Consider the following 23,065-nt stretch of genomic DNA (forward strand, 5'->3'; position numbering starts at 1 on the left):
ACTCTCAATTTCACGACAAATATCCGCGCCCAACTGAGGGAGATTGTACGTTTCAACTCCCCAAACGAACATCCAAATGGTCGAGATCAAATCACTTGTTCGAGTACATCAGTAAGCTTTGATTCCAGTTCTGTGGCCTGCAGAATACGGATTGATCGTTGCTCCTCAACTGAGGCTGTCTCCTTATCCATATCTTGCACGACCAGAACGCCGTTCCATCCCGAGCCGAAGTACTCTTCTTCTCTATGAACAAGGTCGCCATCGTCCCGGAGAAACGCCAAGTACTCCAGGGTTTCACGGATTCCCTGGTGAATCGTCTCAGGCCGGGTGGAGTATTTTACTTCAGTGATCAGATATTCCGTAGTGGAGCCAGACTGCACTTCGAGAACGATGACATCCGGCCGGCCCGTCGTCGTTTGGAACGAGCGATCGATGAAGTACTCCTCAGAAACCATTCTGGCCTCTCGCTCCACGAACTCCGTCCGAGAGAGGTCCTCGGGATCTTTATCGGGTACATCGGAGAGAAACGAAAGCCCCCGATCCCGGGCGGAGTTGTCGTGGTAGATGACAATTTCGGCGTCTTCGTCGACCAATTTGGCGACTTCCTGGGACCCGGACTCGACCGTCCGCAACCGAAACCGTTCGTCACTCAACTCCTCGATTGCCTCGATATATCTGAATAGCACGAACAACTCAAACAGCGTCTCGTCGTCGTCAGGCGTAATTGCAGTCCGATCAAGCAAGCTCCGGATCGCTTTCTCATCGCCCTCAAGCGTCCGGTGGTACTGACGAAGAAGTCGGCTGGCTTCCTGATAGATCCCGTTTCTTGATTGGACCGCACGCTGTAGCATTCGTGGAGTCGGCTCGTACGCCTCCGGCTCCCGGATGCGGGTAACGTGGACATTACGCTCGAATATCTCCCGCATCGTCCCGATGAGGTCGTCACCCTTCTTCCACCGCTCCGTCACCCACTCGTAATCCCGACTCAGATACTCCTCGCACTCATCAATCGTTGAGTAGATCAACGCAAGCAACCGTTTTAGCACCACGTTTTCGTCGATGTCGTAGTTCTCCGACCGGTTTTCGCAGACAAACAATGAGGAATCAGTCGGATTACTCGTGTGGCGACGCTTGATGGTTTCCGTCCAGTTGATCCGACCGTTGAGCCCTCCTCGCGATTCACTCGATACGCGCTTTGTTTGAGTCTTGATACTCCGGAGTCGACTCGGCAGCGATTCGACGAAAGAGATCACATCCGGGTCAAGGATGAAATGGAGGCGGATGAGCATCTCGTATTCGTAAAACCGCTCGTCGAGTGCGTCGGGCTTGATCTCGGAAGCGAGATGCTCGTCCGGGAATGACCCGTGCATAACGTACGTGAGAATATCTTCGGAGAGCTGCTCAACCAGCGCCTGCCTATTCATTCAGTGTCACCTGTAGTATCTCCGCTGCCCGGTCGTGTATCCGCTGGCTGTCCACGGCATCCAGCGATGCGAGTTCCGAAACGACCCGCTCTCGGCCACGGACTCCCTCCAATTGTGGAAAAATGTAGCTTGTGATGGCATTTGCCACTGCGTCCGACGAACCAGCCGGAGAAATGTGCCTGAGCATATCTTTGATCAGCGCCGGTCCGATCTTCCGCTCTGATACCGTACTATTCGTCACCTCCCAGATTTCGGCAACGACCTCTATGACCTCACTACTAACTTGGAGATCCCACACGTCTGCATATCTCTCGACTAAAGACTCCCAATTATCCGTTTCCTCACCTGGAACGCCAACGTGAACGAACGCAAACCGCCGCATAAACGCGTAGGACATCTCGTAGAGTGAAGTCTTATCGTAGCTGTTCATCGTTGCAAAAATTCGCCAAGACGATGGCATCACGTACCGGTGATCGCCGTCGTTCTCAATGGAGTGTTCTGCAGGAACAATCTCGACTTCCTTTCCTTCAACAGTAAACGGAAGCTGGACCGCTTGGCCGGATAGAAGCGTAAACAACTGTCCGAACGACTTGTCGATATCCGAACGATTGATCTCGTCGATGACGAGTAGATCGTTTCGCTGGCGTCCGTCGTTTCTAAAACACCGCAACACCTGCCCGGGAGAAAAACGCAACGTGTCCGTCTCCGATTCCCCGGGCATATACCCACCGACAGTCTCGAACGTGGACCAATCTGCAGTGGCTGTAGTTGTCCGATACCCTGAATACACATCGGCATACTCCTCGGCTAGGTACTCACTGACTCGCCTTGCGATCTCGGTTTTACCCCCTCCAGGTGGGCCGATAAAAACAATATGTTTGCCTGCGCTGAGGGCTGAATTTACTTGATCGATAATCTCCTCGGCCGTCTCTCCAGGAAAGACCAGCCCCGACAGCGTAGACTCCGGAACGGACACCTCCGGGACGGTTCGTACGTCGATATCCGAACGAAGGGCTTCTCCGGAGGCATCAGGAATAGTGGTCTGGTCACGAAACTCACCTCGGTTGTTGTAGACGAAATCTCCGACGGAGCCGTATTTAGCTCTGATCGCCCCCAACCCCATCTCATTCAGCGGGGCAAAGTTCTGTGTGTGAGTAACGTCGTATCCGGCGAGTTCGTGTAGCGGAGCCGATGGAACATTGATCTCAACTGGTTCTTTTAGGTATATGATACAATCCCACGGATCTCCCTCGTAGTTCGGCCAGACGAAACCACCCAGCTCCTCGTTCCGTTCAGTTCCAACAACTTCCGCGGCGTGTTCATATTCGCCTGATCGGTAGAAAATGAGATAATCTCCTGGATCGATCTTTTTCCACGATCTTGCCACCGTCGTTCCCCACATCCGAACGGGCTCAGGTTCGAAGTCCCGTTCCGAATACTGCGTAACCTCGTCTGCAGGAAATCCCTCAAGCACCGTACGCTCGAAGTTCGAGAACGCTTCGTCACTTGCATAAGGGGCTCGATAAATTTTCGCTCCCTCGTAAGCCATATCCGTGAAAAACGTCCCCAGCCCTGAATTATAATTGGTGGTGGTGATTTTGCGAGAGTTAATCCGGTAAACCGCATCCATTCCATCGCGATGCTACTGTGCGCACACGACACAGCGTCGTGTAATCAATGCGGCTCGAAACTCTGGTACGGATTGAAGGAAGAACCGAGTGGCTGGAAAGTGTTCTATGTTTGTAATTCGGGAACTGGCTGTGGCGCTGAATGGAGAGCCGGGCGTATTAGTCGAACTGGCGTTGCATCGATAGACGAAGTCCACCGACGTGCAGAAGCAATGTGGACCGAACTCAGGAGGGGCAGTCGAAACCTGTAGCGCGGCGTATTTGCATCCATCCTGTGTACTGCGAAAAGGACACTGGTACACTCCTCACTTTTCTCCGAGATGAGATGCGCGAGAGCAGAGGTGGGCCGTGCTCGTCCTGCTGCGTGCGACCTCCCTGCTCCGAATCGGTTCTGTTGGTTCGTCGCGTCGCTTCTCACTGATCGCGGGTCGCTCCGCTCCCCGCTCACGCCTTCGAGGCCTCACTCCGTTCGACCTCGCGATGCGCGGGACCGGATTCGACCCACGGTCGCTCGCTACGCTCGCTTCCTGGTTCGAATCCTCCGTACCGATATTCGCCCTCGCTGTCGCTCGGGCAGCATATGCGCGGGACCGGATTCGAACCGGCGGACCCCTATGGGACAGCGTCCTAAGCGCTGCGCCGTTGGCCTAGCTTGGCTACCCGCGCTCGCGGCCCATCGACTGGACCTGAAACGGGATTCGCCGCGTCGCTTTGATAATGTTACGTTGTCGCGGCCGGGGCCCGGCTATCCGACGACGCGTGGGTCAGCGCCGCAGCTGCCCGACGTACGGGCCGCCTAACCGATTCGACACCGGTGCCGTACCGAACCCCGGATGTCGCTGCGGTCTCCGACAGTCACGGTCGTCCCGGTCGAACTGATCGCGCTGGGCTCTTTGCGGCGTTCGTCCCGGGTGCGGTCGCCACGGCCGACGGGTCGATCACGGTGGACGTGACGCGGTACGGCGAGCGGTGGATCGAATACTGGGTGATGGTCGCGCTGACCGCCGTCACCCCGTACGTCCTGTATCTCGTCGATCAGTAGAAACGCGGCGGAGCCCCCCGAAACACCCAGGCGAACCCCGCCGAGAGCGTCCCCACGCGCGGTGGCTTCTTGTACGACGCCGTCTCACTGGCGGGTATGTACAGCGCTCGGGACCGGGTGGAGAACGAACGGTGGCTGAACCGGATCGAACGCGGCGCCGACCGCCTCGAACTCGGCGCCGACGCCCGGTCGTTCGCCGCCGACCTGTTCCTCTCGGAGGCGCCCGACGCCGACCGATCGAAGCCCGCGGTGGCGGCCGCCAGCCTCTATGCCGGCGCGCTCATCGCGGGCGAGGAACGGTCCCAGTCCCGCGTTGCCGACGCAATGGACGTGAGCCGCCTCAGCGTCCAACAGCACTGGAAACCCGTCTTGGAGGCTGCGGGGTTCCAGCCACCGTCGTGGTGACGCGGCGACCGACTACCGGGTGGTCCTCCGGAAGCTCACTCGCTTTCGGAGGGTCGCTTCGGGCCACGACCGTCCCGGTCCGGGGTGAGGTTGCCGTGGCGGTCGATCTCGCCGCGGACGATGCGCGTTGAGGAGATCCGCTCGCCGTCCGCCGCGGTGACGTGATCGACGACCTCGATGTCGAGGGGGTCGAGCCCGCGCTCGCGGCGGATCCCGTTGATCCGGTCGCCGCCCTCCCGCGTCTCCGGCGAGACGACCAGGGCGTCGAACTTCGGTTCGGTCGCGATGCCGGTAGGCGTCTCCAGGGGGCGGATCTCGAACTCCCGGGAGTACTCCGCCGCGATGTCGGTTAGCTCCGCGTCCAGGTCGCGTTTTCGGTCCTCGAACGGGCGAACGTAGCGGTCGACGTAGCGGGTCTCGGCGGCCAGGTCGTCGGTGGTCAGTCCCACCGTCACGTCCCCCAACTCGAAGGCGCGCTCGAACAGCGCACGGTGGCCGTCGTGGACCGGGTCGAACGTCCCGCCCAACGCGACGTGCATACCCCGGCCAGTACCCCCCGAAACTTAAACGGGCCGAAATCGGGGCCTGCTGCCGCCCTTCGATTTTTCTACTCCCCTCCTCCAAGTGGAGGTATGACCGGATCGGAGTCCCCGATCGACGACCTTGACAGGCGTATTATCCACGCGCTCCAACACGACGCGCGACACACGTCGGCCACGACGATTGCGGAGTCGCTCGACGTCTCCGCCCGGACCGTCCGGAACCGGATCCACAAGCTGGAGGACGCCGGCGTGATCCGCGGGTACGACGTCGACGTGGATTACGAAGCCGCCGGCTACCAGTTGCACACGCTGATCGTCTGTACCGCCCCGATCCATCGTCGCGAGGAGGTCGCTCGCCGCGCGCTCGACGTCGAGGGCGTCGTGGCCATTCGGGAGGTGATGACCGGCGCGGACAACGTCCACGTCGAGGTCGTCGGCACCGACAGCAACGACCTCAGCCGGATCGGCCGCGACCTCAACGACACCGGGCTCGAAGTGGTCGACGAGGACCTGATCCGCAACGAGTACACCCGGCCGTTTCATAGGTTCCGGAGTCCGACGGATACCGACTCGGAATGAAGATTTGATTCCGTAACCGGGGCAATTGTTCGATATACTTCTGCATCGGAATAATAATCGGAATATTTATCCATCTACGGAATCTAAGCCGTGTATAGATCACGATCCACGACCGGACACCACGGGTGGCGAGCGGCACTCGGCCGTCCGCGGCGGGCGTGCGATCGTTGCCTGCCACTATGTCAGACCACGCACTCCACGATACGCTCGCCCGCACCGCTGGGCCACCCACAGTCCTCATCGTCAGCGACTCGTACCTCGGACCGACGCTGGCCGCCGAGTTCGAACCGGACGACGAAGTCAGACTCGTCACCGATGACGCCGCGATAGCGGCCCGGACCCCCGACGACGTCGGGACCACCGTCGGCGACGTGACCGCGGTTGACACGCTGGACGCCGGTGGTGACGCCGACGCCGCCATCGTGGGGCTCCGAACGGATCGGGAGACCCTTCTCGTGACGCAGTTGCTCCGGGTACGGTTCGACATCGAGACCACCGTTGTGGTGCTCAACAACCCCGACCGTCACGATGCGATGTCCGACGTTGCGACCAGCGTCGTCTTCGGGCCCGAGTGTCTCTCCGCGGCGCTCCGGCGCACAGTCCGCCCGACGACCGCCGAGACCGGCGACCGATGACGAAGGAACTCGAACGCGACCTCGGGCTTCCGTCGGTGCTGGCGATCAGTATCGGCGCCATGATCGGGAGCGGGATCTTCATTCTGCCGGCACTCGCCTTGGAGATTGCCGGCCCGGCCGTGATCGTCGCGTACGGTCTCGCAGGGCTTCTGGTGGTTCCGGCCGCCCTCTCGAAGTCGGAGATGGCCACCGCGATGCCGGAGGCCGGCGGCACGTACATCTACATCGAGCGCGGTATGGGGCCGCTGCTCGGAACGGTGGCCGGCGTCGGCACCTGGTTCTCCCTGTCGTTCAAGGGTGCCCTCGCCCTGGTGGGTGGGGTTCCGTATCTCCTGCTCCTGTTCGACCTGCCGCTGCGACCTGTCGCGTTGGGCCTCGCCGCGTTTCTGATCCTGGTGAACGTCGCCGGCGCCAAGCAGACGGGTCGGCTCCAGGTGGCAATCGTGGTCGTGATGTTGGCAGCGCTCGGGTGGTTCGCGGCGGGCAGTGCCCCCAGCGTCGAATCCACGAACTACGCCGCGTTCTTCGCCGATGGGATCGGCGGCCTGCTTGCGGCCACTGGGCTGGTGTTCGTGTCGTATGCGGGCGTCACCAAGGTTGCAAGCGTCGCCGAGGAGGTCGAAGACCCCGGGCGGAACATCCCGCTGGGCATTCTGGGGTCGCTCGCGTTCACCACCCTCCTCTACGTCGCTATCGTGGCGGTACTGGTCGGCGTGACCGATCCCGGCTCCGTTGCGGGGTCGCTGACCCCGGTGGCGGTCGCCGCCGAAGCCACTCTCGGCCGAACCGGCGTCGTGGCTGTAATCCTCGCGGCCATCCTCGCGCTTGTCTCGACCGCGAACGCCGGAATCCTGTCGTCGTCGCGGTATCCCCTCGCGATGAGCCGCGACAGCCTCGCACCGCCGTCGTTGTCCGCCGTGAGCGACCGTCTCGGGACGCCGGTCGCCTCGATCACGCTCACGGGTGCAGTGCTTCTGGTTCTCATCGCGTTCGTCCCGATACTCGACATCGCCAAGCTCGCAAGCGCCTTCCAGATTATGGTGTTCGGGCTGATCAACGTGGCCCTGCTCTCCTTCCGTGAGGGTAGCGTGGAGTACGATCCCGAGTTCGCCTCGCCGCTGTACCCCTGGATGCAGGTCTTCGGGGTCGTGACCGGTGCGTTGCTCCTCACGCAGATGGGGACGACCGCACTGCTCGGCGCGGTCGTCATCACCGTCGGGAGCGTTGCGTGGTACTTCGCGTACGTCCGCCCGCGGGTCAGCCGCGAGGGCGCCGCCACCGACGCCATCCGGCGACAGGTCGGCCGGGAGACCCTCACAGAGGTCGCCTCCGCCCGCGACGACAGCACCCACGAGGTGCTCGTCGCACTCACGAAGGGGACCGACGAGGACCGGGAGCGCTCCCTGTTGGCCCTGGCCGCGGACCTGGTCCGAGGGGACGACGGACGCGTCGTTGCGGTCCAGTTCCAGGAGATCCCCGACCAGGCCCCGCTGGTCGAGAACGTCACCGACCAGTCCGCCTCTGATCTCTCCTTCGAGACTCGGACGGCCGCGCTGGCTGACGAACTCGACGTCGACATCGAAGCCGACGAGGTCGTGAGTCACGATACCAAACACGCTATCACCAACTTCGCGGACCGCCGCGGGGTGAAGACGATCGTCGCGGAACACGAACCCCTCCGCCTCCGCTCGCGGGTCGTCGGGGATCCGATCGACTGGGTTGTCCGCCACGCACCGTGCGACGTGCTCCTCGTCGACAACCTCGGGTACGACTCGCCACAGCAGGTGGTGTTGTCCGGCCACGGAAGCCCGTACTCCCCGGTCGCCGTCGACATCGCCGGCGCCATCGCAGCGGCGAACGGTGGGCATCTCTCCCTCTGGTACCCTGCCGACGTGGGAAGCGACCCACGCGCAGCCACGATGGACGAGTACCGGTCGGAGCTCGCGTCGATACTCTCGGTCCCTGTCAGCACCGAATCGATCCGGACCGACGGGGGCCGGCTCTCCCCGCCGGATCTGGTGGTCAGACGGGGCTCCGACGATCGGCTCCGGGATGTCGTGTTCGACGATCGGCCTGTTGTACCCAGCCCCGGGTGTACGGTGGTCACGACGTACCCCCACGAATCCCGGCAACGGGGACTCCTCCACCGGCTGCTCGAGCGGCTGACGTTCTGAGCCGGACGCCGGTCGAGCGGTATTCACTCCCGTCGATACCGGCCGTCGTCTGGTTGGCTGACGGGTCCTGGCGTCCGGTCTCCCGTAGTAGCGTTTGCAAGTCTTCGCTCACTCGATCGCACGACGGCGTGCGATCGGATGTGCAACCAGTTGCAAACGCTACTGTCGCTGTGCCGTGGAGTCGGGGTCCCGGAATCGCTCACTGTGGACTCCCCGACGCGCGGCCGTCGGCAGAGGCAGAAGTTGAGACTGGTCGTCTCGATGCATATGGCATTCTCGCGCAGTTCATAAATAGTATGAAGACGTAGTCTGGGATAGAACGATGGCACGAATCACCGGGTCATATCCAGACGATCTCGACCTCCTCATCGAGGGTGCTGTCGAGGCTGGTGTGTTCAGCGGCAAGAGCGATGCGTTGCGAGAGTTCGTACGTGAATACTTCGAGGACCACGAAAGCGAGCGTATTGCGGCTGCGGTCGCCCTCTACGAACGCGAGCGGATCACACTCGGTGATGCCGCGAGACTCGCTGATGTCGATCGGTGGACGATGCGGGATATCCTCCGTGAGCACGGTGTTGAGCTCCGCCTCGGACTCGTTGACGAAGACGACGCAGCCGACGAAGTAGAGGCAGCGAGCGAACTCGAATTCGGTGATGAGGACTCGTCTGATGAGGAGTCACGTGCTAAATGACGGGTGACGATATTCCAGCGAACCCGAGCGTCCTGAACACGACTGTCCTCTCGAATTTCGCCTACATCGATCAGCTGTGGGTAATTGCTGACCTCTCTGGAATCTGTACGGTACCAGTCGTTCGTGAGGAGCTCGAAAACGGCGTTGATGACCATCCGTATCTTCAGTCGGCACTCGATACACTCGACGACGGGATTCAAGTCGCGACGATTTCGGACACCGTCGCAAACAGAGAGGCGGTTGTCAGTGACCATCTCGATCCCGGCACAGGCGTTTGCCTTGGCAGACGCTGAGGACGGTCGTCTACTGACCGACGACGGGGATGCCCGATCCTTTGTGAAAGACAAAGGCGTGACCGTTGTCGGGTCGGTCGGGGTTCTGTTGGCTGCGATCGATGCTGGAAAGATTGATGAGCCGACTGCCGATGAGTGGCTGTCGATATGGATCGATCGGGTACTATATGCCATACCAGTCGATTTCGGAATATCGGTGAGATACGCGTACCGCTCCCCCATAGCGGGTGTAGTCTCAACTTCCAGCGGAGGAATTTGATATAGCCAAATACAGTTTATCAGTCGCCCCAGCGGCGCCGGAACGTGTCAATACACCGAATAGATGTGGGTCTCGTAGGTCTCACGCACCCTGTCGCCCCAGTTGTGCGTGTAGGTGTCGACGATGTCGCCGCCGACGTCCCCCCTCAGGTACTTCACGATCCCCCTGTCACCGGTCCGATCCCGGAGGTGAGTCGTAAAGAAGTGGCGGAAGTAATGTGGCGTGACGTTCTCTTCGGCGTCGCCACCGGAACGGTGCCACCCGAAGGCGCTGGCGTGGCGCTCGACGATGTGGTGGACCATGTCCGGGGTGAGCCGAGCGCCCCACCTGCCCGAGGTACTCACGAACAGCGGCTCCGCGTCCGACCGGGCGTCCGGTCGGATCGCGAGCCACCGGCGGAGCGCTGCTTCAAGCTCCGTATCGATCGGAATCACCGTCGATCGCTTCCGTTTGTTTGACGCGGACCGCTCCTCGCCGGCAACCTCCTCGCCGGCGACTGGATCCGGAGAGACGTATATCGACGGTCCCCGGCCGTCTAACTGGGCTCGCGGTTCGGCGAACTCTGAGCCGACTGCCCGCAACGGCTCCGCATCGGAGAGTGTCACGTCTCGGACGTCGAGGTTACACAGCTCTCCAACCCGCATCCCGGTCTTGAGCAACGCCACGATCACCGCGTGATCCAAGGGGTGTGACACCGTTTCGAGGAACTCCCGTAGCTCCGGAAGTGTGATCTCCCGACGGGACGGGTTGGTATCGATCCGTTCGTCCATCTCCTCGACGACCAGCGTCATCGGATTCGAGTCGAATGCCCCGATCTGAGCCATGTACGCGTAGAACCGGTGGAGATACGAGGCGTACGTGGCGATGGTGCTGTCGGCCGCGTCCGACCCCCGAAGTGTATGAATCCACGCCATACAGTCGCGGTGCGTGGCTTCGCGCACCGACGCCCCTGGGTCCGAGTCCCCGAGGAAAGCCTCGAACTGCCGAAGTACGCGCTCGTACGCCGCCCGTGTCCGGCCGGACTTCCCGTGATAGGTCATGTCCTGGAGGAAGTACGCCACGGGATCCTCGACGTCCCGCTCGGGGTCGGGAGTGGTCTCGGTACTCATCGGCTCTCGGTCCCGGTGAGCGTGTACCCGCCGTGGCGCCCGCTGTACTGAACGACGTTCGAGGACTGGAGACGCTGAAGCGTCTCGTCGAGGCGACCTTCGATGTCGTCGGTGAGCCTCGCAAGCAGTTCGTCCCACGAGAGATACTCCTCGGCCGTCAGCGCCTCGCGAACGCGACCCTCGAAGTCTCCCCCTCCGGTACGTGATCGGCTCGAAGTGCCCTCGTCGGAGTCACTCACTACTCCGTCGGGATCGGTCGGGTCCGACGGAACCCCGAACTCCCGGCGTCCCGCCTGGACCATCGTCCGGACGAACTCGCTTTGACTCATTTCCAAACGATCGGCGTGCTCCGCCCACTCGTGTTTCTGATAGGCGGGTACGTACGTCACGACGGTCTTCCGCTCGGTGTCGAGTCCATCGGTCGCCATACGCACGGCTGTGTCTCCCGACTACTTCACTTTACTGCAGATTCGAGGATAAGGCATATTAGATTGAATTCTGTTGGTCGTTTTGGTCGTATTATTTGTATTGCTGTGTGCATAAAACGAATAGATTATCAGATTTACGTCTAAATTATGTTTTATTCAAGACAACGAATTTCAACCAGCCATTCGAAGGGGTTCCTCTGTCGTTTCAGCCCTCCGAGTGTGAGACCTCAAGCTGATCTGATCGTGTGTGGAGGGCGGGATTCGACTTACGACCCCTGGGGGTCGAGACCGCCAGGATGCCCTCTCGAAATCCTGTTTGAGTTTGCCCTCCGCACCGTCGGGACTGGTACCTGTCAGTGGAACTCCCCCGCCACTGTCCGGAGACAGCACCTTCCCCGCCGTGTTCCGGAGTCAGAGGGCGGTTGATCTCACGGCTCGGCAGCGGCTCTGCTTTGGGCAAAGCCACGGATCGACTCTCGGGAGTAGCGTCACTGCCGGCGGACGGTCCTGTTTGCCCTACGTGTGGGAAACTCACCGGACGATCACCATCTGGAACCGCGCTCTGTCATACTATCGGCCATAGTCCCGTGACGGATCTCGACACCCCGGGGTGTCGAAAATCTTCACGTAGTTATAGCCGACAGTACTAGGAAAGCACCGCGACCCGGATCGTAGGGCACTGACCCGGTGTTCCGGTACAATCCACGTTCGAGATCGGCTCGGCGTTTCGGTGTTTCAGCCGCGCCTCATAAATCTCATATCGCTATATTGAATTCAGGGTCATCCTTTCCGATAGGGTGCTAAAACCACCGGGAGCTCTCAACTCGATGCGGTCTCCGGTCGGCGGTACGAGAGGACCCGGTGGACCACGACACCGACGAGGAAGGCGACGCCGACGTTCGAAACGAGACCGACGGCCCCGACGACGACTGCCAGGGGCCGGTCCGACGTATCCACCCCGGCCCGGCAGAGCTCGATCCCGACGACGGCCAGGATCACCCCGAGCATCGCAATCGGGAACGCCGCGACGATGCCCACACCGACAAGCGCCGCGAGACCGAAGAGTACGCCGAGAATCAGGTTCGACCCGGCGGTGCGGGCCCCGAAGGCGTACTTTCCGGTCACGCCACCGCTGCCGTGACACATCGGCAGCGCTCCGAAGGGGACGGCCAGCAGGTTCATCGCGCCCATACTGGTCGCGAGGTCGTCCGGCGAGACGTCCGCGTCGTAGTAGTCCGTGAGGAGTAGCGACGTCGCGACCGCTGCGTTGCCGACTGTCATCGCCAGTTGGGCGACTGTCGCGCCGGCGGCGTCCGCGGAGAGGCCCGCCCTGCTCGGGAGCGTCACCCCGACCGTCGGCACCACCGGCGAAGGGAGGCCGGCGGTCGCAACCGCGATTCCGACGCCGAGGGCGAGCACGAGAAGTGCGCTCACCCGCCGGCGGCCGACCGCGACGCTTCCGACCACCACCGCGAGCGCCGCCAGCGCGTACACCGGGCCGTCCAGGCTCAACTCGACGCCAGCTTCCAGCAACACGAGCCCGACGGCGAGTTGGACGCCGCGGACGACCGGTCGACCGATGAACCACTCCACCCGGGAGAGCGTGTCGGTGGCGCCGATCAGGAGGAGGACAGCCCCCGCGAGGAGCCCCGCGACCGCGAGCTCCGCGCTCCCGAGTCCGCCGGCGATCACAAGCGCCGCCAGCGCCTTCATCGGCTCCACGGACACCGGAAGGCCGTAGTGAACCCCCCAGGCGACCTGGAACACCGCGAACCCGAGGAGAAGTCGCGCCAAGGCGAGCTCCGTGAGCGCGGCGACCGCGACGACGACCGGCAGCACCGTAACCGAATCCCCTAACGCGCCGGTGAGCTCGCCACGGGAGATCCGGATCGGCATCTCGCGTCGATTCCCGGGGAACATCTCCAGTACGGTAGGGGAATTCGCGGGGACACAAAACCGCTTGGATCGCGTGTTGCTCGCGGCTTCATCCGCATTGGGCCCGTCGAAATCCCGGATCGGAAGTCCGGAGCGGACGACTGCTCGGGGCAAAATATCATGTTCAGAAAACCAGCGGGGAGATGATGCCGCGAGTAGTTTCGGAACGAAAAGGAGTAACCAAATATAGTCACACAACCGGGATCAGCGGTCGGCGCCCGCGACCGGAGTCCCACGGGTCGCGGTCGCCTTGAACGAGGCCACGACGTCGCTGCCGACGGTCAGTCCGAGTTTCTCCCGGCTGTCCTCGGTCACGAGCGCCAGCAGTGGGTCGTCGATCCCGATATCCACGCTCACTCGGGCGATGCGTTCGCCGGAATCGATCCGCTGGACCGGCCCCGAAAACCGGTTCCGGGCGCTCGTGTGCTCCGGCACGGGCGTGTCGCCGGGGTCGGTCAGCGTCACGGCGTCCGCCCGGATCGAGAGCTGGACGACGCCGTCGCCCTCGGGGACGAGCGCACGCACATGACCGGCGTCGGTCCCGACGGTGGCTAACTCCCCCTCGCGGCCGACGACCGGACCGGTGAGCACGGTTTCGGCGACCGCAGCGACGCCCTCGAACCCCGTCCGCGTCCGCTCGAAGGCGGCGAGCAGGTCTTCCGCAGTGCCGGTGAGCGTACTGCCGCCGCCGCCGGACCCGCCGCGCTGTCGCTCCACGAGGGACCCGAACGCCTCCTCCAGTTCGACGACCCGGCGCTGGGCGTGGGCGTAGGATCGACCGAGCTCCTCTGCGGCCGTGCTGAGCGACCCCGTCCGGTCGATCGCTCGCAGGAGGTCGACGTCGCTGGCGTCGAGTGTCACGCCGTCGGTCCCGATGTACGCGTCGAACTGCGGGCGGACCATACTCTCCCTTCGCGGACGCGAGCAAAAGCGTTATGTCTCCGATGGTAGAACGGCGATATGTCTATGTCGAAACAACGGTCGTCTGCGGACGGTCGCAACGCATCGGGTTCTGACGGAGCGGTCTCTCGGCGGTCCTTCCTCGCGGCGGGCGCCGCCGCGGGCATCGCCGGACTCGCCGGCTGTTCGGGCGGGTCCGGTGGCTCCGGAGGGTCCGGGGACGACGGAACGGACGGGCCCACCGACTCCGGGGGGTCGACGGACACCGCAACCTCGACGGAGACTTCGATGTCGGACTCGATGACCATCTTCCACGCCGGGTCGCTCGCGCCGCCGTTCAGCGAGGCCGAACCCCGGTTCGAGGAGGAGTTCGGCGTCGACGTGAACCGCGAAGCGAAGGGGTCCGTGGCCTCGACGCAGAAGATAACCCAACAGGGCCGGTCGGCCGACGTGCTCGGCACCTCGGACTTTCGGCTCATCCGGAACCGCGTGCTCCCAGAGTACGGCGACTGGTATGCGATCTTCACTACGAACTCGATGTCGATCCAGTACCGCGAGGACTCCCCGGGCGCCGACGACATTTCCGGGGACAACTGGTGGGAGGTGCTCACCCGCGACGACATCACCATCGGCCACTCCGATCCCGCGGTCGACCCCGGCGGGTACCGCGCCGTGATGACCCAACAGCTCGGCGCCGAGGAGTTCGAGGGTGAACGCCTCTACGACGACGCGACGTATCGGACGCTCCGGGAGAACTCCGTCGTCCCGACGGGGACGGAGACGAACCTCGAAGGCCAGCTCGAATCGGGCGAACTCGACTACGTGATGTACTACCAGTCGATCTCCGCGAGTTCCGGGTTGCCGTTCGTCGACCTCCAGCCCGAGGTCGACCTCTCGAAGGCCACCACGGAGTACGCCGAGCACTACGCGAAGGCGGAAGTCGAGACCGACTCGGGGACGTTCACGGGCGCACCCATCGCGTACGGGATCACGGTTCCGAGCGTCGCCGAGGCGCCGGGGCGGGGTGCGCAGTGGGTGGAGTACTTCGCGACGGAACCCGGCCGCGCGATCCTTGAGGACCTCGGACTCGTCCCGGTCGATCCGGTGGTCGTCCCGAGCGGCTCCGCGGACGCCGTCCCGGACCGCGTGATGGAGGTCGCAAGCGCACAGGAGACGCTCGGTCCCCTGGAACTATAACGTGGCTTCGACACCGGGAGAATCATAATGGCCACGGAGACCGGACCACGGCTCGATGTCGAAACCGGGGGCGTACCCACGGTTGTCCTCGTCGTCGGGTTCGTCGGCGTCCAACTGCTCGCGTTCGCGGCTGCCTACACCACCGGCCGGCCGACGTGGTACGCGTACTTCATCATCGGCAGTACTGCCGTGACGGCGTACCTGCTCGACGGCTCGTCGTTCGTCGTCGCGAGCGCGACGCTCGGCAGCGTCCTGCTGGTCGCCCTCGGGCTTCCGCTGTTCCTGTTCGTCGCGCGACAGACCCCCTCGCTGGTCGTCGAGAAGGCGACGGATCCGGACGTCCACCGCGTCCTGTATCTCGGGGTCTACGGGCCGCTCCTGGCGGCGCTGCTCAGCCTGGCCTTCGGCATTCCGCTTGCGCACCTGCTCTCGGAGGGGTTCCCCGGGCAACCGCTCGTCGAGAGCCTCGTCGACCTCCCGCTCGTCGTCCCGCACTCGGTGGCGGGGATCCTGATTCTCTTCGGGTTCGGGGAGGGCGGCGCGTTCCCGAGCGTTTCGGTTCTCGGGTCGATGGTGGGGATGGTGTTGGCGATGGCGTTCGTTGCGGCGCCGTACGCCGTCAACGCCACCCGGGAAGCGTTCGAGGCGATCGACCACCGCCTGGAGTACGCCTCGCGAATCCACGGCGCGAACCGGTGGGAGACGTTCCGACGGGTCACTGGACCGCTCGCCACCCGCGGGATGGTAACCGGCGGCGTGTTGGCGTGGGCCCGCGCCGTCTCCGAGTTCGGCGCAGTCGCGGTCGTCGCCTACTCCGTGGAGTTCTTCTATCCGCTCGCGGGCGAACGGGTGACGGCCCAACACGCGCCGGTGTTCGTTTACAACACGTACCTCCAGGGTGGCCTCGAGGAGAGCGGCGCGGTCGCGTTCCTCCTGCTTGCGGTCTCGGCGGTCATCTTCCTGCTCGTTCGGTATCTGACCGACGACGACACGACCGGGGGGATGCCGTGACACGTCTCGCCGCCGATCTCACGTCGACGTTTACCGCCAAGGGCGCCGAGCCGTTCACCGTTGACGCGGCGCTGGAAGCCGGTGACGAGGAGACCCTCGTCGTCCTCGGTCCGAGCGGAAGCGGCAAGACGCTGCTTTTGGAGACGATCGCGGGGTTTCACGAACACGACGGCACGGTCACGGCGGACGGGACCGACATCACCGACCGGGCGCCGGAGCAGCGGGAGTTCGGCTTCGTCTTCCAGGATTACGCGCTGTTCCCCCACATGACCGTCCAGGAGAACGTCAGGTACGGCGCGCGGTACCGCGACTCGCCGCGCGACGCGGCTGAGTTGCTCTCCGAACTCGGCGTGGCACACCTGGCCGAGCGGAACCCGCCGACACTTTCCGGCGGGGAGAAACAGCGCGTCGCCCTGGCCCGCGCGCTCGCAGTTCGACCCGACGTGCTCCTCCTCGATGAACCGCTGGCCGCGCTCGACGTGCCGACGCGACAGTCGCTCCGCGACGACCTGGTCGATGTCCTCGCTGACGTAACCTCCATCTACGTGACCCACAACCGGACGACTGCGCGCGCGGTCGCCGACCGGATCGTCGTGATGGCAGACGGGCAGATCGTCCAACGCGGTACGCCTGAGGCGGTCTTCGAGCGTCCCGAGTCGCCGATGGTCGCGAGCTTCACCGGTTCGAACGTCATCGACCTGGGCGCCGCACCGACGGTCCGGTCGTTGCTCGACGGCCACGACGCTGGGGACACCGATGTGCGCGGGAACGGGTCGGCCGAGCGAGTCGCGATCAGGCCCGAAGCGATCCGTTTCGGCGATACCGACGGCGACCTGCGCGCAACCGTCCGGAGGGTGGTTCGCGAGGACGCAACACATCGGGTGACGCTCGCGTTCGACGACGTAACCGTCGAGGCCTTCGCGGATTCCCCGCCGACGGTCGGCGACGACGTGGCGGTCGCGCTCCCGCGGGACCGCATCCATCCCTGCTGACGCCCGCCTCCGCGTCCGGATCCCGTTCCGGGATCACCCGCTCTCGGCCGGCTCGACCAGGTCCGGGCCGTCGTTCGCCGGGCTGTTGACCCGCGTCGACACCGGATACGCCTGCCACCCCTCGCTCGGGTGCGGATCGAGCAACTCGGCGGCCTCCTCCGTACTGCCGTGGAGCCACGTCGACTCCTCGTCGGGGTCGAGCACGACCGCCATCCGGTGGTGGAGGTCCGCAACGACGTCGTTGGGTTCGGTCGTAATGACGGTGAACGACTCGACGGCGTCGGCCTCGCTCGCCCCGCCACCGCCGCCGAAATCACCCAGCCCGGTCTGGGTGTGGGTCGGCTCCCACCGGTCCCACAGCCCCGCCATCGCGAACGGGCGGTCGTCGTCGAAGGCGACGCGGTAGGGTTGTTTGGCCGCTCCCTCCCGGACCCACTCGTAGAAGCCGTCGGCGGGCACCAGACACCGGCGGCGCTCGAAGGACTCGGCGAAACTCGGTTTCTCTTCGACCGTCTCCGCGCGGGCGTTGATCAGGTCGTTGCCGACGGCGGCGTCGTCGGCCCACGAGGGGATCAGACCCCACTTGAACGTCCGAAAGCGATCGGGCTCGTCGTCGGCGACGACCGGCAGCGACTGGCCGGGCGCGCAGTTGTACCGCGGCTCCGGCGGGTCCTCGAACGTGGCGTCGAACCGCGCTTCCAGCTCGGCGGCGGGCGTCATCAGGGTGTAGCGGCCGCACATACCTCCGCGGAGGGGTCCGACCGACAAAACACCGACGGCGGGGATCGGGTGACGCGTTCGCGCGTCCCCGAACTCGACCGCTCCGGACAGTCACCCGGGTCCGGGCACGGATGCCCCCGTCCGTGAAACGCGCTCGGGATCCGGAATCCCGAATCACTCCGGGGAGTTGACGCTGGTGAAGACGAACCGGGCGCCGCCGGCCTCGCTTTCGGTGACGCGGACGTCCCACCCGTGTGCCTCGGCGATCCGCTCGACGATCTCCAGTCCGAACCCGGTTCCCTCGTCGGCAGTCGAGTAGCCCGCCTCGAAGATCCGGTCCCGTTTCCCATCCGGAATCCCGCTCCCGTCGTCGGCGACGTAGAACCCGTCGTCGTGGTCGTCGACGGTGACTGTCACGTCCTCGCCGCCGTGTTTGACGGCGTTCCGGAGCAGGTTCTCGAGGAGTTCCCGCAGGCGGTTCGGGTCCGCCCGGACGGTCCGCCCCGTCTCGACGGTGAGTGTCGCGTCTTCCGTTTCGACGGTCTGCCAGCAATCGAGGGCCACGTTGTCGAGGTCCACGGGATCGGTTTCGCCGACGCGCATCCCCTCGCGGGCGAGCGTGAGCAGGTCGTCGATCAGGGTGAAACACCGGTCGATCGCGTCGGCGGCTTTGTCGAGATGCTCGCTTTCGGACTCCTCTTGAGCCAGGTCCAACCGCCCCTGTGCGACGTGCAGCGGGTTCCGGAGGTCGTGGCTGACGACACCGGCGAAATCGTCCAACTGCTCGGTCTTCCGCTCCAGTTCCCGTTCGCGTCGCTTCCGTTCGGTGACGTCGCGGACGACACAGATCGTTCGCCCGTCGTCGGTCAGGCTCAAGGAGAGTTCCTGCGGGAACGTGCTCCCGTCCTTGCGGGTGCCGACCGCCTCGCCCCGCCACTCCCCCTCATCGCGTAACTTCGGCATCACGGTCCCGTCGAACCGGTCGAGTTCGTCCGCCGAGTAGCACAGCCGCCACGTCTCCCCGACGAACTCCTCCGGCGAGGAATACCCGTAGATGTCCGCGTGTGCCTGGTTCACGAAGCGGTACGTCCCGTCCTCGTCGAGGATCGCCATCCCGTCGGTCGACGCCTTCATCGCCGCCGACCTGGCCTGCAACTCCTGTTCGCGTTCCTTCCGGTCGCTGATGTTCCGGATCACCCCCACGGTGCCGTCGCCCAGGCCGTGGCTGTGCTCGGGGACGGTCTGCCCCCGGACCTCACACGGGATCCGGTCGCCCGCTGCGGTTTCGAGTTCGACCTCCAGGCACCCGAACTCGACGTCGCCGGCTCTGATCCGTTCGCGGTTCCACTGCCCCTCCGCGATGGCCCGCTCGTCGAAGACCACCGACGCGTGGGCTCCCAGCAGCTCCTCGCGGTCGTATCCGGTCACTGTCACCAACGCGTCGTTGACAAACCGAAAGCGGAACTCGGTGTCCAGGGCGTACACCATGTCGGGAACCGTGTCGAGGATCGTCCGATGGGGCTCCGGCGCCCGCCCGTGGTCACCCATATCTCACGGATCGAACCCGACATCAAAAACGATTGTGCTACAGGCTCGCATACTCCCACATCGGGTGGACCGACCCTCCGAACGCGGAAGGCGTCTCCCGAGGTAGGGCTGGTTGGTGGGTGTGCGGTGTATTCTCCGGCGGACCGAATCCGCCAACGTTCCACTATTGACCACCCAGTCGGACCCGCCGTCCGTTCGATCGGCTCCGCGTGCCCCGGTCGGCGCCGTCCTCCCGGCACGCCGGCTCAGCTCGAAGCCTTTAGGCACTCCCGACCGCTGTACTCGGGTATGCGAATCGAGAACAGTTTCGTGCCCGCGGAGGGCGTGGGCGAACGCCGCGAGCGCTCGCTGTGGGAGTCGGGGATCCTCACCTGGGAGGAGTTCGACGCCCGGCGTGCCCCGCTGGGACCGAAGACCGGCGACCGGGTGGAGTCGTTCCTCGCGGACGCGCTCGAACGCCTCGACGACGGCGACGCGCGGTACTTCGGCGAGCGGTTCCCGTCGAGCGAGACGTGGCGACTGTACGAAAATTTCCGCGAGGACGCCGCCTTCTTCGACATCGAGACCACCGGGCTGGAATCGGCCCGCCACGACGTCACCACGGTCTCGGTCACCCGCGGCGGCGACACGACCACGCTGGTCCGCGGCGATGACCTGACCGCGTCGGCGCTCCGGGACCTGTTCCGCGACGCGCCGCTGGTCGTCTCGTTCAACGGCAAACAGTTCGACGTACCCTTCCTGGAGGACAGCTTCGACCTCTCCGTCGACGCGCCGCATCTCGACCTGATGTACCCCTGCCGCCGGATCGATCTGACGGGCGGGCTGAAGGCCATCGAGAGAACTGTCGGGATCGACCGCGACCGGCCGGACCTCTCGGGACGCGACGCCGTCCGACTGTGGCACCGGTACGCCCGCGACGGCGACGCCGACGCCCTCGACACCCTGGTGTCGTACAACCGCGACGACACCGAGAACCTCCGGAACCTCGCTGACGTCGTCGCCAACCGCCTCCACGAGGCGTCGATCGGCGCCGTCGCCGACGAGCCGGCCGGGATCCCGGATCCGCGGGCCTGAGAGCGGGCAGGTCGCACCGGAGCCTATTTTTGGCGAACCTAAAAAGTCAAATACCCCTGGAAAAAACCAGGGGTAATGGCCGAGTACACCGTCGACGATATGGCGGTCGTGATGGGGACCTACAACGAGGAGGCGGCAATCGACACCGTGCTATCCGACGTCGCCGATGTCACAGACGACCGCGCGGAGGTCGTCTGCGTCGACAGTTCCGACGACCGGACGCCCGAGATCGCCCGCGACCACGGCGCGACCGTGATCGAACAGCCGCCACGGGGCTACGGCCACGCGGTCCGGGAGGCCGTTCTGACGCCGGAACGACCCGTGATCGTCACCACCGACTGCGACGACACCTACCCGATGGAGAAACTCCCGCAGTTCCTGGAGTTGATCAACGACGGCTACGACGTCGTCTCCGGTGATCGCCTCTACCACGGCGCCGACGCGATGCCCGACTTCAACCGGTTCGGTAACGCCGCCTTCGCCGCCGTCGCGTCGGTGTTAGCCGGCGAGCGCGTCCACGACACCACCACGGGAATGCGTGCGTACCGCCGGGAGCTCCTGCACGACATCGAATGGACCGAGAACACGGGCCTTTCGGCGGAACTCCTGCTCCGCCCGCTGATGCGTGGCTACGAGATCCGCGAGGAGCCGATCCCGTACCGCGAGCGCGCCGGCGAGACCAAACTCGACCCGCTGGGCGGCGGCGCCGCCATCGCGAAGTCGATCGTGAAGGTGTGTCTGGAGGAACGCTTCGAGTAACCGCCCGGCAAGCGCAACGTTATCGGAGGATGTCGGCGATCCGCCGGGGTTCGCCGCTGAGGGAGGGGTTCTCCTCGACGATCTTCAGCACCTCGTGGTCGGTCACGTCGGGGTAGGACTTCTGGACCGCCTCCTCGATCAGCGACTTCTCCAACCGGAACTCGGTGCCCTCGTAGACGACATCGACGCCGGTCTCGTCGAACGACAGTGCGGTCATATCCGATCGTAGTCGCCGCCGAATAAAAACGCATCAGTCCGCTGTTCGCCGAGGGCTCGTTTCACATCGAAGGGTGTCACGGAACGGTTGACACACCCACCTCGTGGCTCCCCGAATCGCTCACTACAGTCGGAAAGCCTACAAATTTGAAATTGGAATTTCCGTGTATGCCCGGTAGCAGATCGAACTCCTTGCTCGGCAGAGCCATCGGCGTGGCCGTCGCTGGTATCGCAGTCGTGCTCTTCGCACTGAACCAGCGGCCCGATCTAAGCGTCCCGTACGGCTACGATTCAGGTAGTATCGGGTTACTCCTTGTCGGGGCAGCCGTCGCCATTATCGCCGTCGCTCTCAGCGGGTATCGATACCTCTCTGCGGAATGAAGACAAGTGTGTGGGTGAGGGTGTTACGGAAGGCTCCCCACACCACACGGGAATCGCTCAGTTCAGAGAAGCCACCGCATTTACCTCGGGCAGGTTGGATGGCGGAATACGTCCGACCGCACGACTGCTGGCTGTGATACCCTCTCCACATCGAACAAATAAACCGTCGTTCGATATACGAAACGGCTTCGACCCCGTCGGACGCACGTCTGACGGGCCGTTTAATAGCTCGCGTGCGTTGGGCGGGAGTGTGGCACTCGGTCAGGACCCGCTCGACGCCCTGGAGATCCCCGACGGCACGACCGTCGAGGAGCACGACCTCGTGACCGACGGCGACATCGTCGTCGGCGGCCAGAGCACGGTGGAGTTCGGCGTCAGGGGGCGGAACGTCCTCGCGGGCGAGCGCGTCACCTTCGGCGGCGACATCGAGGCGGAGGGCGACTGCCGGCTGGACGTCTGGTGCGACGTGGCCGGCAACGTCCTGGTCGGCGACGACGCCTACCTCGGCGAGCGCGTTCATATCGGCGGTCGACTGATGGTCTCCGGTGACCTCGACATCGGCGACGACGTCGACATCGAGGAGGGCTTCGAGGCCAACGGGTGGATCGTGATCCGGAACCCGGTTCCGACGCTGGTCTTCTACTTCCTGGTGCTCTCACAGCTTCTGAGCATCGGCGAGAACGAGGCCGCCGACGAACTCGCGGACGCGCTCTCCGGCGACAGCGACGAGGAACCGCTCGTGATCCCTCGGGGCTCGACGGTCTCGGACGACGCCTGGCAGGTCTCTACGCCCGCGACGGTCGGCGACGGGTGTCGGCTCCACGGCAACCTCCGCGCGGAGACGATCGTCGTCGGCTGCGATGACAACGTCTTCGGGAGCCTCCGCGCCCGCGATGACATCGAGATCGGCGAGGACACACAGGTCCACGGCGACGTGACCACCCGCGACGGGACCGTCACGATCGCCGACGGCGCCCACGTCCGCGGCGACATCTCGTGTTCGGCGCTCGAACTCCACGACGGCGCGGAGGTCGACGGCACCATCCGGGCCTCCGGCGACATCCGGCTGATCCAACCCGACCCCGACGCCGGCGACGCCGGCGGATCCGGCGGCGACACGTCC

At 64.3% G+C, this 23,065-nt stretch carries 22 protein-coding genes, 1 tRNA gene and 2 pseudogenes; 14 read left to right on the top strand and 11 right to left on the bottom strand.

The genetic code is table 11. The annotated features are described in order from the left end of the window. Positions 1-86: 86 nt before the first annotated feature. From H5V44_RS03770 to H5V44_RS03780, 3 genes are all read right to left on the bottom strand, one after another. Positions 87-1,424, bottom strand: a complete 1,338-nt coding sequence (locus H5V44_RS03770) for a hypothetical protein (protein ID WP_185191776.1) — start codon at positions 1,422-1,424, stop codon at positions 87-89. After that, positions 1,417-2,973, bottom strand: coding sequence for an AAA family ATPase (locus tag H5V44_RS03775; protein WP_185191777.1), 1,557 nt, complete (start codon positions 2,971-2,973; stop codon positions 1,417-1,419). The genes H5V44_RS03770 and H5V44_RS03775 overlap by 8 nt, the downstream gene beginning before the upstream one ends. A gap of 660 nt (positions 2,974-3,633) precedes the next feature. Further along, a tRNA-Leu gene (locus H5V44_RS03780) sits at positions 3,634-3,718 on the bottom strand. A 148-nt stretch (positions 3,719-3,866) separates the two neighbouring features. Here H5V44_RS03780 and H5V44_RS03785 point away from each other — a divergent pair. Further along, on the top strand, positions 3,867-4,094 hold the full coding sequence (locus H5V44_RS03785; RefSeq protein ID WP_185191778.1) for a hypothetical protein: 228 nt from the start codon (positions 3,867-3,869) through the stop codon (positions 4,092-4,094). Between the two features lie 96 nt (positions 4,095-4,190). Continuing rightward, complete coding sequence (locus tag H5V44_RS03790) at positions 4,191-4,499, top strand: transcription initiation factor IIB family protein (RefSeq protein WP_185191779.1); 309 nt, start codon at positions 4,191-4,193, stop codon at positions 4,497-4,499. Between the two features lie 35 nt (positions 4,500-4,534). On the opposite strand, the gene H5V44_RS03795 is transcribed toward H5V44_RS03790, so the two are convergent. Continuing rightward, positions 4,535-5,038, bottom strand: coding sequence for a phosphopantetheine adenylyltransferase (locus tag H5V44_RS03795; protein WP_185191780.1), 504 nt, complete (start codon positions 5,036-5,038; stop codon positions 4,535-4,537). A gap of 93 nt (positions 5,039-5,131) precedes the next feature. On the opposite strand from H5V44_RS03795, the gene H5V44_RS03800 reads away from it, so the two are divergent. The 5 genes and pseudogenes from H5V44_RS03800 to H5V44_RS18065 all read left to right on the top strand — a co-directional run bounded on the left by H5V44_RS03800 (position 5,132) and on the right by H5V44_RS18065 (position 9,613). After that, positions 5,132-5,620: an Lrp/AsnC family transcriptional regulator gene (locus H5V44_RS03800; RefSeq protein WP_185191781.1), complete on the top strand. Its 489-nt coding sequence runs from the start codon at positions 5,132-5,134 to the stop codon at positions 5,618-5,620. Positions 5,621-5,799: 179 nt separating this feature from the next. Continuing rightward, positions 5,800-6,255: an NAD-binding protein gene (locus H5V44_RS03805; RefSeq protein ID WP_185191782.1), complete on the top strand. Its 456-nt coding sequence runs from the start codon at positions 5,800-5,802 to the stop codon at positions 6,253-6,255. Further along, positions 6,252-8,429 (top strand): amino acid permease, encoded by a 2,178-nt coding sequence (locus H5V44_RS03810; protein WP_185191783.1) that lies wholly within the window; start codon positions 6,252-6,254, stop codon positions 8,427-8,429. Before H5V44_RS03805 ends, H5V44_RS03810 begins: the two co-directional genes overlap by 4 nt. 322 nt (positions 8,430-8,751) lie before the next feature. After that, entirely contained in the window at positions 8,752-9,120 is a 369-nt protein-coding gene (locus H5V44_RS03815; protein ID WP_185191784.1) for a UPF0175 family protein, read from the top strand. Then, positions 9,117-9,613, top strand: a pseudogene (locus H5V44_RS18065) (twitching motility protein PilT). Before H5V44_RS03815 ends, H5V44_RS18065 begins: the two are co-directional and overlap by 4 nt. Before the next feature lie 106 nt (positions 9,614-9,719). On the opposite strand, the gene H5V44_RS03825 reads toward H5V44_RS18065, so the two are convergent. The 4 genes from H5V44_RS03825 to H5V44_RS03840 all read right to left on the bottom strand — a co-directional run bounded on the left by H5V44_RS03825 (position 9,720) and on the right by H5V44_RS03840 (position 14,047). After that, entirely contained in the window at positions 9,720-10,781 is a 1,062-nt protein-coding gene (locus tag H5V44_RS03825) for a tyrosine-type recombinase/integrase (protein WP_185191785.1), read from the bottom strand. Beyond that, a complete protein-coding gene (locus tag H5V44_RS03830; protein WP_185191786.1) occupies positions 10,778-11,209 on the bottom strand; it encodes a DUF5805 domain-containing protein in 432 nt (143 codons plus the stop codon). The genes H5V44_RS03825 and H5V44_RS03830 overlap by 4 nt, the downstream gene beginning before the upstream one ends. 819 nt (positions 11,210-12,028) lie before the next feature. Next, on the bottom strand, positions 12,029-13,129 hold the full coding sequence (locus tag H5V44_RS03835) for a putative sulfate/molybdate transporter (protein ID WP_185191787.1): 1,101 nt from the start codon (positions 13,127-13,129) through the stop codon (positions 12,029-12,031). Between the two features lie 219 nt (positions 13,130-13,348). Beyond that, positions 13,349-14,047, bottom strand: coding sequence for a TOBE domain-containing protein (locus tag H5V44_RS03840; RefSeq protein WP_185191788.1), 699 nt, complete (start codon positions 14,045-14,047; stop codon positions 13,349-13,351). Positions 14,048-14,110: 63 nt separating this feature from the next. Here H5V44_RS03840 and H5V44_RS03845 point away from each other — a divergent pair, with 63 nt between their 5' ends. The 3 genes from H5V44_RS03845 to H5V44_RS03855 are packed head-to-tail and all read left to right on the top strand — an operon-like array spanning position 14,111 to position 17,244. Further along, complete coding sequence (locus H5V44_RS03845) at positions 14,111-15,241, top strand: extracellular solute-binding protein (protein WP_185191789.1); 1,131 nt, start codon at positions 14,111-14,113, stop codon at positions 15,239-15,241. 27 nt (positions 15,242-15,268) lie between these two features. Then, a complete protein-coding gene (locus tag H5V44_RS03850; RefSeq protein ID WP_185191790.1) occupies positions 15,269-16,252 on the top strand; it encodes an ABC transporter permease in 984 nt (327 codons plus the stop codon). Beyond that, positions 16,249-17,244 carry an ATP-binding cassette domain-containing protein gene (locus H5V44_RS03855; protein WP_185191791.1) on the top strand — a complete coding sequence of 332 codons (996 nt, stop codon included), beginning with the start codon at positions 16,249-16,251 and terminating at the stop codon, positions 17,242-17,244. The genes H5V44_RS03850 and H5V44_RS03855 overlap by 4 nt, the downstream gene beginning before the upstream one ends. Positions 17,245-17,277: 33 nt before the next feature. On the opposite strand, the gene H5V44_RS03860 is transcribed toward H5V44_RS03855, so the two are convergent. Together H5V44_RS03860 and H5V44_RS03865 are read right to left on the bottom strand one after the other, a co-directional pair. Further along, on the bottom strand, positions 17,278-17,985 hold the full coding sequence (locus H5V44_RS03860; protein WP_185191792.1) for an SOS response-associated peptidase: 708 nt from the start codon (positions 17,983-17,985) through the stop codon (positions 17,278-17,280). Positions 17,986-18,138: 153 nt separating this feature from the next. Further along, positions 18,139-19,512, bottom strand: coding sequence for a sensor histidine kinase (locus tag H5V44_RS03865; RefSeq protein WP_185191793.1), 1,374 nt, complete (start codon positions 19,510-19,512; stop codon positions 18,139-18,141). A 288-nt stretch (positions 19,513-19,800) separates the two neighbouring features. Between H5V44_RS03865 and H5V44_RS03870 the strand changes: the two genes are divergently transcribed. Next, positions 19,801-20,586, top strand: a complete 786-nt coding sequence (locus H5V44_RS03870) for a ribonuclease H-like domain-containing protein (protein WP_185191794.1) — start codon at positions 19,801-19,803, stop codon at positions 20,584-20,586. A 75-nt stretch (positions 20,587-20,661) separates the two neighbouring features. After that, positions 20,662-21,345 (top strand): dolichyl-phosphate hexose transferase, encoded by a 684-nt coding sequence (locus H5V44_RS03875; protein WP_185191795.1) that lies wholly within the window; start codon positions 20,662-20,664, stop codon positions 21,343-21,345. Between the two features lie 19 nt (positions 21,346-21,364). On the opposite strand, the gene H5V44_RS03880 is transcribed toward H5V44_RS03875, so the two are convergent. After that, entirely contained in the window at positions 21,365-21,562 is a 198-nt protein-coding gene (locus tag H5V44_RS03880; RefSeq protein ID WP_185191796.1) for a DUF5800 family protein, read from the bottom strand. Between the two features lie 167 nt (positions 21,563-21,729). Here H5V44_RS03880 and H5V44_RS03885 point away from each other — a divergent pair, with 167 nt between their 5' ends. Both H5V44_RS03885 and H5V44_RS03890 read left to right on the top strand, forming a co-directional pair. Beyond that, positions 21,730-21,942: a hypothetical protein gene (locus H5V44_RS03885; RefSeq protein ID WP_185191797.1), complete on the top strand. Its 213-nt coding sequence runs from the start codon at positions 21,730-21,732 to the stop codon at positions 21,940-21,942. A gap of 250 nt (positions 21,943-22,192) precedes the next feature. Further along, positions 22,193-23,011: pseudogene (locus tag H5V44_RS03890) on the top strand (acyltransferase); the annotation flags it as partial. Between the last annotated feature and the right edge of the window lie 54 nt (positions 23,012-23,065).

It is taken from the genome of Halobellus ruber, assembly GCF_014212355.1.
Classification (GTDB): Archaea; Halobacteriota; Halobacteria; order Halobacteriales; family Haloferacaceae; genus Haloquadratum; species Haloquadratum rubrum.

Bases quoted from the DNA above. Each gene is read 5' to 3' on its own strand.
- H5V44_RS03795 (WP_185191780.1), bottom strand. From the start codon at position 5,038: ATGCACGTCGCGTTGGGCGGGACGTTCGACCCGGTCCACGACGGCCAC.
- H5V44_RS03815 (WP_185191784.1), top strand. From the start codon at position 8,752: ATGGCACGAATCACCGGGTCATATCCAGACGATCTCGACCTCCTCATC.
- H5V44_RS03850 (WP_185191790.1), top strand. From the start codon at position 15,269: ATGGCCACGGAGACCGGACCACGGCTCGATGTCGAAACCGGGGGCGTA.
- H5V44_RS03805 (WP_185191782.1), top strand. From the start codon at position 5,800: ATGTCAGACCACGCACTCCACGATACGCTCGCCCGCACCGCTGGGCCA.
- H5V44_RS03830 (WP_185191786.1), bottom strand. From the start codon at position 11,209: ATGGCGACCGATGGACTCGACACCGAGCGGAAGACCGTCGTGACGTAC.
- H5V44_RS03840 (WP_185191788.1), bottom strand. From the start codon at position 14,047: ATGGTCCGCCCGCAGTTCGACGCGTACATCGGGACCGACGGCGTGACA.
- H5V44_RS03770 (WP_185191776.1), bottom strand. From the start codon at position 1,424: ATGAATAGGCAGGCGCTGGTTGAGCAGCTCTCCGAAGATATTCTCACG.
- H5V44_RS03880 (WP_185191796.1), bottom strand. From the start codon at position 21,562: ATGACCGCACTGTCGTTCGACGAGACCGGCGTCGATGTCGTCTACGAG.
- H5V44_RS03875 (WP_185191795.1), top strand. From the start codon at position 20,662: ATGGCCGAGTACACCGTCGACGATATGGCGGTCGTGATGGGGACCTAC.
- H5V44_RS03885 (WP_185191797.1), top strand. From the start codon at position 21,730: ATGCCCGGTAGCAGATCGAACTCCTTGCTCGGCAGAGCCATCGGCGTG.
- H5V44_RS03860 (WP_185191792.1), bottom strand. From the start codon at position 17,985: ATGTGCGGCCGCTACACCCTGATGACGCCCGCCGCCGAGCTGGAAGCG.
- H5V44_RS03825 (WP_185191785.1), bottom strand. From the start codon at position 10,781: ATGAGTACCGAGACCACTCCCGACCCCGAGCGGGACGTCGAGGATCCC.
- H5V44_RS03845 (WP_185191789.1), top strand. From the start codon at position 14,111: ATGTCGAAACAACGGTCGTCTGCGGACGGTCGCAACGCATCGGGTTCT.
- H5V44_RS03800 (WP_185191781.1), top strand. From the start codon at position 5,132: ATGACCGGATCGGAGTCCCCGATCGACGACCTTGACAGGCGTATTATC.
- H5V44_RS03865 (WP_185191793.1), bottom strand. From the start codon at position 19,512: ATGGGTGACCACGGGCGGGCGCCGGAGCCCCATCGGACGATCCTCGAC.
- H5V44_RS03870 (WP_185191794.1), top strand. From the start codon at position 19,801: ATGCGAATCGAGAACAGTTTCGTGCCCGCGGAGGGCGTGGGCGAACGC.
- H5V44_RS03835 (WP_185191787.1), bottom strand. From the start codon at position 13,129: ATGTTCCCCGGGAATCGACGCGAGATGCCGATCCGGATCTCCCGTGGC.
- H5V44_RS03810 (WP_185191783.1), top strand. From the start codon at position 6,252: ATGACGAAGGAACTCGAACGCGACCTCGGGCTTCCGTCGGTGCTGGCG.
- H5V44_RS03775 (WP_185191777.1), bottom strand. From the start codon at position 2,973: ATGGCTTACGAGGGAGCGAAAATTTATCGAGCCCCTTATGCAAGTGAC.
- H5V44_RS03790 (WP_185191779.1), top strand. From the start codon at position 4,191: ATGTACAGCGCTCGGGACCGGGTGGAGAACGAACGGTGGCTGAACCGG.